1 protein-coding gene is annotated in these 881 nt (G+C 39.6%); it reads left to right on the plus strand.

All coding sequences use genetic code 11. The features are described from left to right. Positions 1 to 881: mucin-binding protein (locus ADF62_RS07080; RefSeq protein ID WP_048788462.1), on the plus strand; the 881-nt coding region annotated here is incomplete at both ends.

Raw genomic sequence — 881 nt, forward strand, 5'->3', positions numbered from 1 at the left:
GATCCAAACAACCCAGACGGACCTAAATACCCAGCTGGTTTGGAAGAAAAAGATCTAAACAAAATAGTCACACGTACAATTACTTATGTCTATGAAGATGGAACTCCAGTATTAAACGAAGATGGCACTCCAAAAACAGTAACACAAGAAGCTAAATTCACACGTGAAGCTAAGGTCAACTTGGTAACAGGTGAAGTTACATACGGAGATTGGACTCCAGCACAAGACTTGGCTGAAGTGAAATCACCAGTAGTTAAAGGATACTTAGCTGATAAAGCAAGTGTTGCGATGGTAAATGTAACCGGTGATTCAGAAGATATCAAGGAAGTAGTAACCTACAAACCACTTGGTTCATGGGTACCGAACATTCCAGGTCAACCAACAGACCCAATCAAATATCCAAACGATCCAACAGATCCAACAAAACCAGGTAACGACAAACCAGTTCTTCCATACGTACCAGGTATGACTCCTAAGGACAAAGATGGTAACCCGTTGAAACCAGTGGATCCAAACGATCCAACTAAAGGATATGAAGTACCAAATGTCCCAACTAACCCAGATGAGAATACACCGATCAACTATGTGAAGGATACACAAAAAGCTAAAACGACTTTCGTAGATGAAAAAGGAAATTCAATTCCAGGTGTTGATGCTATTACTGAAGAAGGTGACTCAGATACACCACTTACAAAAGAGGCTGATGTAAAAGCGAAAATCAAAGAACTTGAAAACAAAGGATATGAATTAGTATCTAATACATACCCAGAAGGTGGTAAGTTCGATAAAGATAAAGACACTGATCAAGAGTTCACAGTAACACTTAAAGAACGTGTTGTACCAGTAACACCAGATCAACCAAAAACACCAGGAACTCCAGT

The organism is Streptococcus sp. 1004_SSPC, from assembly GCF_001069025.1.
In the GTDB taxonomy this organism is placed as follows: domain Bacteria; phylum Bacillota; class Bacilli; order Lactobacillales; family Streptococcaceae; genus Streptococcus; species Streptococcus vestibularis.